Source organism: Mycobacterium sp., assembly GCF_032159775.1.
In the GTDB taxonomy this organism is placed as follows: Bacteria; Actinomycetota; Actinomycetes; order Mycobacteriales; family Mycobacteriaceae; genus Mycobacterium.
In genome coordinates this window covers 39460-48558 of record NZ_JAVHWK010000072.1, presented here as the reverse complement: position 1 = coordinate 48558, position 9099 = coordinate 39460, and the positions used below count along the sequence as shown (strand labels likewise).

Here is a 9099-nt window from a genome sequence, read left to right as displayed (position 1 = left end):
GCCGAGGATCATCATCATCGGGGCGGGTATCGCGGGCATCGCCACCGCGGTCACGCTGCAGCGCGCCGGATTTCGTGACTTCACGATTCTGGAGATGGGTACCGACGTCGGTGGTGTGTGGCACTGGAACCGCTACCCCGGTCTGACGTGTGACGTCGCGTCGCAGCTCTACCAATTCTCGTTCGCGCCCAAACCGGACTGGACCGGAATATTCGCCAATGGTGACGAGATTCAGCGCTATCTCCGCGGGGTCGTCGAACAATTCGCTCTCGACGATCGCATTCGCTTGAACTGCGAAGTCGTGTCGACTGTCTTCGACTGCCCCGCATGGCAGGTGGCTACCGCCGACGGTACAGAGCTGGAAGCCGATTTCGTGATCGCCGCGACCGGCGTGCTCCACCACCCGTTCACGCCGGACATCCCTGGCCTCACCGCATTCGAGGGCGATGTCGTGCACACCGCGCGATGGGACGACGACATCGCGACCAGCGGACGCAGGATCGCCGTCATCGGAAACGGTTCCACCGGAGTGCAGATCGTGTCCGCGCTGCAGCGCGAAGCCGTTCACATCACGCACTTCGTTCGGACTCCGCAATGGGTGATCTGGGCGCCGATGGGCCTGTCGCAGCCCGGCCTAATGGGCGCCATCCTAAGTAGATCGCCTGCTCTTCATCGTCGGTTTTACGACCTACTGCTTCGGGGCTCGCGCATCTTGACCGACATCGCCTTGCGGCCGACGTGGCAGCGCCGGTTGGCGCAGAACTACGCACGGTTGTGCCTTCGCCTTCAGATTCGGGATCGCGAACTGCGCGACCGGCTGACTCCGGACTACGAACCGTTCTGCAAGCGGCAAGTAATGTCGGGCTCGTACTACCGGGCGATCAGATCCAGAAACGCCGACGTGGTCACCGCCGAGATCGAGGAGATCACGCCGCGCGGCATCCGCACCTCGGACGGCCGCGAACACGACGTCGACCTGCTGATACTCGCGACCGGATTTCAGCCTCACAACTACATGCGCCCGATGACGTTGCACGGTCGTGACGGCCTGGATATCGACGATGCCTGGGCCAAAGGCCCACGGGCGTACCGCATGACGGCCATCCCGGGTTTCCCGAACTTCTTCACCGTGCTGGGCCCGAACTCACCGACAGGATCGGTATCGCTGCAGTACTCCTCCGAGCTGACGGCGAAATTCATCGCCCAGTGGCTACGACGATTCCGTGACGGCGAACTCGACACGGTCGAGGTGACCGAAGAGGCGACCACGAAGTTCAACGACGACGTCGCCGCGGCACTCGGGCCCACAGTGTGGAATACCGGATGCAACTCCTGGTACCTCACCGACGAGGGCAACATCGATCTGTGGCCCTATGACCGCGAGACGATGACCGCCATGCTCGCGCGGCCCGACGACCGCGATTTCCATATCGCCTAGACCGGCGGCGGATTCGCGATCGCCTCGGCACAGGCCGTTCGAATGACGGCGGCGACGGCCCGCGGCTGTGACATGTAGACGGCGTGGCTGCCCGTCACCTCGACTGTGGTCGCGCCGACCCGCTGCGCCATTGCGCGCTGGGCGGAAGTTGTGATCATGCGGTCTTCTGTGGCAATCAGGTACCAACTCGGCTTGACGCGCCAGGCCGGTTCGGTAACCGTCCCGGTCATGGCGTCCGTCCCCCACGGCACCTGGGAGTCGGCCAGGAACGCGGCGTCGCGGGCGGACAGGTCTGCACCAAACGAGGTGTGGAATTTCTCGCGGTCCTGGAAGTAGAAGGCGCCAGGCGCGGCGACGATCGGCGACCCCGCCGCGTCGGGGTTGCCACCAAGCGCGTCCACCGACTCTCCCCCGTCCGGCGCGAATGCTGCGATGTAGACCAGCGCCACTACGTTGTGGTGCGTGCCTGCCTCGGTGATGACCGCGCCACCATATGAGTGCCCCACCAGTACCACCGGCCCGTCTTGCGCGTCGATGACGAGCCGCGTCGCCGCTGCGTCACCGGACAGGGACAGCGTCGGATTCTGCACGACCGCGACCCGGTAGCCCTCTTCGGTGAGAAGCTGATACACCGCCCGCCAGCTGGATCCGTCGACGAAAGCGCCGTGCACCAGGACGACGTTTCGCGTTCTAGAGCCCGCCGAAGTCGTCAGTCTGACGTGTCCTTCGTTCCCTCGCCGCTCTTCGACTTCGTCAGCGGCTTCGGCGGCTTCCTCACCGCCCTCGACCGAGCCAAGGCCACCGACTTCCTCGGATGCGTCGACTTCGGCGTCCTCGGGGTTCCGGCTCGGACTCCTCGGGCTTCTCGGAAGCGACCTCGTCGGCCAATTCGGCTGACCCCTCGGCGTTCTCGACGGCCGCTTCGTGTACCTGCGCGGCGGCCGCATCGGCGCCCACCGCGTCGTCACCCTCAACCGAGCCAAGGTCGCCGACTTCCTCGGCTTGGGTTTCTTCGTCGGCGTCGGGCTTGTCGACAGCTGATTGCACGGAGTCTTCGGCCGAGGCGTCATCGGACACCTCATCGGCCAAATCGGCTGACTCCTCGGCGTTCTCGACGGCCGCTTCGTGAACCTCCGCGGCGGCCGCATCGGCGTCCACCGCGTCCTCACCCTCAACCGAGCCAAGGCCACCGACTTCCTCGGCTGCGTCGACTTCGGCGTCCTCGGGTTCCGGCTCCGACTCCTCGGGCTTCTCGGAAGCGACCTCATCAGCCAAATCGGCTGATTCCTCGGCGTTCTCGACGGCCGCCTCGTGAACCTCCGCGGCCGCCGCATCGGCATCCACCACGTCCTCACCCTCAACCGAGCCAAGGCCGCCGACTTCCTCGGCCGCATCGGCTTCTTCGCCGGCCTCGGCGAACGCCTCTGCCTCGGCGATGTCCTCTGCGGGTGCGTTTGCGACGTCCTCGGCCAGTTGTTCACCTTCGGTGACCGCTTCGGCTTGGGGCTGGGCGTCGTCCCCGGCGTCTTCGTCCTCCTTCGCGCCCGCAGCCTTCGCCGCTGCCACCACGCCCGTCGTCGCTGCGACAGCGACCAGCTCTTTGGTGACCTCGTCGGCCCGTGAATCCTTTTCGCCGGTCTTCTTTTCGGCCTTGTCGTCGACGGCGACGTCTCCTTGCAACTCGCTCGGATCCTCGCGGCCCTTGGGCGCGACCATGATGTAGACGACAGCGCCAATGAACACGAACACCGACACGAAAGAGTTGATCCGAATACCGGCGATATGCGTGGCCATGTCGCTGCGCATCAGCTCAACCCAGAACCGCCCGAAGCAGTACGCGGCGACGTACAGCGCGAACAGCCTGCCGTGACCGATGCGGAAGCGGCGGTCCACCCAGATGAGGAACGCGAAAACCAACAGGTTCCAGAGCAACTCATACAGAAAGGTGGGGTGGACGATCTCGATCAACTGCCCGGTCGACGCCCCGTTGAGGGAGTCGAGTGCACCGTTCGCATCGCGGCGCTCGAAGATTTCCAGACCCCACGGCAACGACGTCGGCCTGCCGTAGAGCTCCTGGTTGAAGTAGTTACCGATCCGGCCGATCGCTTGTGCCAGCACAATTCCGGGAGCCACCGCATCGCCGAAGGCGGGTAACGGGATGCCCTTGCGTCGACACCCGATCCAGGCACCGACGCCACCCAGCGCGACCGCACCCCAGATCCCGAGGCCGCCCTCCTGGATCTTGAATGCCGCGACCAGACCGGCCCCACCTGGGCCGAAGTAGGTGGTCCAGTCGGTGAGAACGTGATACAGCCGACCCCCGATCAAGCCAAAGATGATGGCCCACAGTGCGATGTCGAAGATGACCCCCGGCTCGCCGCCGCGCTCGGACCAGCGCTTGTTGCCGATGAACAATGCGGCGATCACTCCGACGAGAATGAATAGCGCGTAGGCGCGAAGCGGAATCGGACCGAGATGCCAGACGCCCTGCGACGGACTCGGAAATGATGCAAGTAAGGTCGTGGTCACGCCGAAATCCCCTGCCGGACACCGTCGGCCAGTTCTTCGGTCAGCGCTCGCAGGGCGGGGATGCCCTCCGTGAGCGCCGACACCAGGGCCGAACCAACAATTACACCGTCTGCGTACGCACCGATCTCTGCGGCCTGCTCTCGCGACCTCACCCCCAGTCCTACGCCGACCGGAATATCGGAAACCGACTTCACCCGCGCCACCAGCTCGGGTGCTGCGTTGGAAACCGCATCCCGTGCCCCCGTAACGCCCATCGTCGAAGCCGCATAGACGAATCCGCGCGACGCCGCGGCTGTTGCGGCAAGGCGCTCGGGCGTTGACGACGGCGCTACCAGGAAAATCCGGTCCAAGCCGTATACGTCCGATACCGCCAGCCATTCGCCCGCTTCGTCGGGAATCAGGTCTGGTGTGATCATCCCGAGCCCGCCCGCGGATGCCAGATCGCGGGCGAACGCGTCGACGCCGTAATGCAGCACCAGGTTCCAGTACGTCATCACCACCGCGCGGCCGCCCGCCTTGCTGATCGCCTCGACGGCGGTCAACGAGTCGCGGACCCGCACACCGCCGCGCAACGCCACCTCGGTGGCGGTCGCGATGGTGGGCCCGTCCATACCGGGGTCGGAATACGGCATCCCGACTTCGATGATGTCGCAACCGGACTCGACCAGGGCCGTCATCGCCGAAATCGAGGTCGGGACATCGGGGTAGCCGGTCGGAAGGTACCCGATGAGGGCCGACCGCCCCTGCTCACGGCACGCTGCGAACGTGCCGGAAAGGCCATTCGTCATGACGCGGCGGTCCCCTTGCTGTCGAGCAGGTCAAACCACTTGGCCGCCGTCTCCACATCTTTGTCACCGCGGCCCGACATGTTCACCACGATGACCGATCCCGCTCCCAGCTCCTTACCCAATTCCAGCGCACCGGCCACCGCGTGAGCAGATTCGATTGCCGGGATGATGCCTTCAGTCCTGCACAGCAAGCCGAAGGCATCCATCGCTTCGGCGTCGGTGATCGGCCGGTACTCGGCGCGCCCGGTGTCCTTGAGGAAGGCATGTTCGGGCCCGACACCGGGGTAGTCCAAACCCGCCGAAATCGAATGCGATTCGATGGTCTGGCCTTCGTCGTCCTGCAACAGATATGAGAACGACCCCTGGAACGCACCGGGGGACCCGCCGGCGAACGTCGCCGCGTGACGGCCGGTTTCGACACCATCGCCCGCCGCCTCGTAGCCAACCAACTTCACACCCGGATCATCGATGAACGCATGGAACACACCGATGGCGTTCGACCCGCCGCCAACGCATGCGGTGACCGCGTCGGGCAGCCGGCCGGCCTGATCCTGGATCTGCACACGGGCTTCGAGCCCGATCACCCGTTGAAAGTCACGAACCATCACCGGGAACGGGTGCGGGCCTGCAGCCGTGCCGAAGCAGTAGTACGTGTCGTCCGCGTTGGTCACCCAGTCACGGAACGCGTCGTTGATCGCGTCCTTGAGCGTCTTGGAGCCGGACTCCACGGACACGACCTCGGCTCCGAGTAACCGCATCCGTGCAACGTTGAGCGCCTGACGGGCTGTGTCGACGGCGCCCATGTAGATGACACAGTCCAACCCCAGCAGCGCACACGCCGTTGCGGTGGCCACGCCATGCTGGCCCGCACCGGTCTCGGCGATGACACGCGTCTTGCCCATCTGTCGCGCGAGCAGCGCCTGGCCCAGCACGTTGTTGATCTTGTGAGAGCCGGTGTGGTTCAGGTCTTCTCGCTTGAGGAAGAGTCGCGCGCCGCCCGCATGCTCGCTGAGCCGTTCGGCCTCGTACAGCGGTGACGGTCGACCGCTGTAGTGCCGCTGCAGCCGGTCCAGTTCATCGAGGAACGCTTGATCACCCCGGGCCTTTTCGTACGCAGCGGTGACTTCTTCGATGACGGCCATCAGCGCCTCGGGAACGAACCGTCCACCGAAGGCACCGAAGTGTCCCTTGGCGTCGGGATCGTGGACGGTCGGTTCTGCGACCGCCGCACTGGAACGCGGCAACTCAGGGCCGGCGAGATCGGCCACTGTTCAGCGCGACGGTTTCGGGCAGGACGGATGCGTGCCTGCGGTGACCAAATCGGCGACGGCACTGCGCGGGTCACCGCTGGTGACCAGACCCTCACCGACGAGAACGGCGTCCGCCCCTGCACCGGCGTACGCCAACAGGTCGGCTGGACCGCGCACACCCGACTCGGCGATCCGGATCACGTTGGACGGCAGCCCAGGTGCGATGCGCGCGAAGCAATCCCGGTCCACGTCGAGCGTCTTGAGGTCGCGCGCGTTGACGCCGATGACCTTCGCCCCGGCCTGCAGTGCGCGGTCGGCTTCCTCTTCGGTGTGCACCTCGACCAACGCCGTCATACCGAGGGACTCCGTGCGATCCAGCATCGAGGCGAGTGCGGACTGCTCGAGCGCCGCCACGATGAGCAGCAGCATGTCCGCGCCATGTGCACGGGCCTCGTGCACCTGATACGGGCCGACGATGAAGTCCTTGCGCAGCACCGGGATTGACACCGCGGCGCGCACAGCGTCCAAGTCGTCGAGCGAACCGTTGAAGCGCCGCTGCTCGGTAAGCACACTGATGACGCGCGCTCCGCCATCCTCGTATGCGCCGGCAAGTTTCGCCGGATCCGAGATTGTCGCGAGGGCTCCTCGCGACGGGCTGGCCCGCTTCACCTCGGCGATGACACCGATACCGGGTTCACGCAGCGCCGCCATCACGTCGCGCGGCGAATGGGCGGCCTTGGCTGCCGCCTTGATCTCGTCGAAGCTGACGGCCGCTTCGCGTGCGGCGACGTCGGCGCGGACTCCCTCAATGATGGAGTCGAGCACGGTCGCCGAGCTCATAGGCCGTGAACTCCCTTCGCGTTCGCGCCGCCTTGCTGCCGGATGATCTTCATCGAAGGGTAGCCGCACCGGACACATCAACTGTCACCGCCCCTCGGTGTCTGGGTTGGTGGGATCACGGCCCTCGTCGAGCGCGTCCCACATCGTCCGCTCCGACATCTGGTCGCCTGCCGCAGCGCGTCGCCGCGCCGCTTCGCGCCGCCGCGCCGGAGCCTCGTATTTGTCATGATTCGACTCGTCTTTCACGGGTGACCGGATGAGCAGCGCCGCGCCTGCGAGCGTCAGCACGGCGGCGATCAACGTCACGACGGCACCCCAGTAGTACCGCTGCGTGCCCACCAGATCCGCCACCGGCACCTCGGCGAGGCCCGCTGCGCGGACGGCCACATCGGGCGTCACCCACAGGCTGATCGCCAGGTAGGCGATCACGGCGCTCAGCGCACCGACGATGAGCGCAAGCAGCCGCAATTGCCACCGCGGCCCGATCGTCGACTTGAGCACGGCGGCCAGCAGGATCACCGCAAGCGGCACCAGCGCCGTCGACCAGGTTGCGCCGTTCAGCGTGGCTGTTTCCGGCTGACCAAGGCCGTCGAATGAGCGCACCTGCACCCATGTCATGCGCGACGCCAACCACAGCGCGCCCGCCGCCGCCATTAGGAGAACCTGCCCGATGTGCTTCATGGCTCGGTCAGCGTCTCCGCCGCGGCGATGGCGTTCAGCACCGCCTTGGCCTTATTGGTGGATTCGTTGTACTCGTACGGGCCGTTGGAGTCGGCTACGACTCCCCCGCCCGCCTGCACATACGCAGTCCCCTCGCGGATCAACGCGGTGCGGATGGCGATGGCGAAATCGGCATCGCCCGCGAAGTCCAGATAGCCGAGGACGCCGCCGTAAAGACCGCGACGGGTCTTCTCGACCTCCTCGATGAGCTCCATTGCCCGCACTTTCGGCGCGCCGGTCAACGTGCCTGCCGGGAAACACGCAGTGACCGCGTCCAGCGCGGTCTTGCCGTCGGCCAGCTGCCCCGTCACAGTCGATACCAGATGCATGACGTGGCTGTAGCGCTCGATATGGCTGTAGTCCTCGACCCGCACCGTTCCCGGCACGCAGACGCGGCCGAGATCGTTGCGTCCGAGGTCGACAAGCATCAGGTGCTCGGCGCGTTCTTTCTCGTCCTCCTGCAACTCCTTTTCGAGCAACAGGTCTTCTTCCTCGTTGTCACCACGCCACCGCGTGCCTGCGATGGGATGCGTTGTCGCGCGGCCGTCCTTGACGGTCACCAACGCTTCGGGACTCGACCCGACGATCGAGAAATCCAGTCCGCCATCGGCGTCGGGCACATTCAGCAGATACATGTACGGGCTGGGATTGGACACCCGAAGCATCCGGTACACGTCGAGCGGGTTCGCGTCGGTGTCCATCTCGAAACGCTGCGACGGGACGACCTGAAATGCCTCGCCCGCTTCGATCTCGCCGACGAGGCGCTCCACGATCGCGCCGTACTCCTCGACCGTGCGCTGTTGGCGGTTCGTCGGTTCCGGCCTGCTGAACGTGGCCACCGTCGACGACAAGTTCGTGCCCAGCGCCTCGGTCATCACGTCGAGCCTGGAGACGGCGTCGTCGTAGGCCCAGTCGACGCGCTCGTCGGTGCCGTTCCAGTTCACTGCGTTGGCGATCAGCGTGATGGTGCCCTCGTGGTGGTCGACGGCCGCGATATCGGTGGCAAGCAACAGCAGGATGTCGGGCAGCCCGAGGTCGTTGACAGCCAGCTCAGGCAGCCTTTCGAGGCGGCGAACCAGGTCATAGGCGAAGAAGCCGACGAGACCTCCGGACAGCGGCGGCAACCCGGGCAGAGGTTCGGTCTCGAGGAGCTCCAACGTCTCGCGCAGCGCGTGCAGCGGGTCGCCGCCACTCGGTGCATCCTGCGGCGTGACGCCCAACCATGCCGCCTCGCCGTCGCGGACCGTGAACGCCGACGGGGCGCCGGCGCCGATGAACGACCACCGCGACCACGACCGGCCGTTCTCCGCGGATTCCAGGAGGAACGTGCCAGGACGGTTGGCTGCCAGCTTGCGGTAGGCCGACAGCGGCGTCTCGCTGTCGGCCAGCACCTTGCGGGTCACCGGAACGACCCGGTGCCCGGCGGCCAGCCCCCGGAAGTCCTCGCGCGAGGTCGTGACAGCCAGGTCGGCGGTGGTTTGCACGTGCTGATCCTCCCAGCCGGTATGGCAAGACCGGAAATCAGCCAGGCGTA

8 protein-coding genes are annotated in these 9099 nt (G+C 65.9%); 1 reads left to right on the top strand and 7 read right to left on the bottom strand.

The genetic code is table 11. From position 1 onward, the window contains the following. Positions 1–1438: flavin-containing monooxygenase (locus tag QOJ24_RS07740; protein ID WP_526260405.1), on the top strand; the 1438-nt coding region annotated here is incomplete at its 5' end. Here QOJ24_RS07740 and QOJ24_RS07735 read toward each other — a convergent pair. The 7 genes from QOJ24_RS07735 to QOJ24_RS07705 form a co-directional block, all read right to left on the bottom strand. Beyond that, entirely contained in the window at positions 1435–2109 is a 675-nt protein-coding gene (locus QOJ24_RS07735; protein WP_526260404.1) for an alpha/beta fold hydrolase, read from the bottom strand. The two genes, QOJ24_RS07740 and QOJ24_RS07735, sit on opposite strands and share 4 nt — an antisense overlap. 103 nt (positions 2110–2212) lie before the next feature. Beyond that, positions 2213–3967 carry a prolipoprotein diacylglyceryl transferase gene (gene lgt / locus QOJ24_RS07730; protein ID WP_526260403.1) on the bottom strand — a complete coding sequence of 585 codons (1755 nt, stop codon included), beginning with the start codon at positions 3965–3967 and terminating at the stop codon, positions 2213–2215. Continuing rightward, a complete protein-coding gene (gene trpA / locus QOJ24_RS07725) occupies positions 3964–4755 on the bottom strand; it encodes a tryptophan synthase subunit alpha (RefSeq protein WP_526260402.1) in 792 nt (263 codons plus the stop codon). Before trpA ends, lgt begins: the two co-directional genes overlap by 4 nt. Beyond that, entirely contained in the window at positions 4752–6023 is a 1272-nt protein-coding gene (gene trpB / locus QOJ24_RS07720) for a tryptophan synthase subunit beta (RefSeq protein ID WP_526260401.1), read from the bottom strand. The genes trpA and trpB overlap by 4 nt, the downstream gene beginning before the upstream one ends. A gap of 3 nt (positions 6024–6026) precedes the next feature. Continuing rightward, entirely contained in the window at positions 6027–6845 is an 819-nt protein-coding gene (trpC, locus tag QOJ24_RS07715; protein ID WP_526260400.1) for an indole-3-glycerol phosphate synthase TrpC, read from the bottom strand. Positions 6846–6929: 84 nt separating this feature from the next. After that, the gene (locus tag QOJ24_RS07710) at positions 6930–7526 is read right to left on the bottom strand and encodes a TIGR02234 family membrane protein (protein ID WP_526260399.1); all 597 of its coding nucleotides are present in this window, start codon (positions 7524–7526) and stop codon (positions 6930–6932) included. Continuing rightward, positions 7523–9049, bottom strand: coding sequence for an anthranilate synthase component I (locus QOJ24_RS07705; protein ID WP_526260398.1), 1527 nt, complete (start codon positions 9047–9049; stop codon positions 7523–7525). Before QOJ24_RS07705 ends, QOJ24_RS07710 begins: the two co-directional genes overlap by 4 nt. Positions 9050–9099: the final 50 nt, after the last annotated feature.

Excerpts from the sequence above, each read along its gene's own strand:
- QOJ24_RS07710 (WP_526260399.1), bottom strand. The coding sequence starts at position 7,526 with ATGAAGCACATCGGGCAGGTTCTCCTAATGGCGGCGGCGGGCGCGCTG.
- trpC (WP_526260400.1), bottom strand. The coding sequence starts at position 6,845 with ATGAGCTCGGCGACCGTGCTCGACTCCATCATTGAGGGAGTCCGCGCC.
- trpA (WP_526260402.1), bottom strand. The coding sequence starts at position 4,755 with ATGACGAATGGCCTTTCCGGCACGTTCGCAGCGTGCCGTGAGCAGGGG.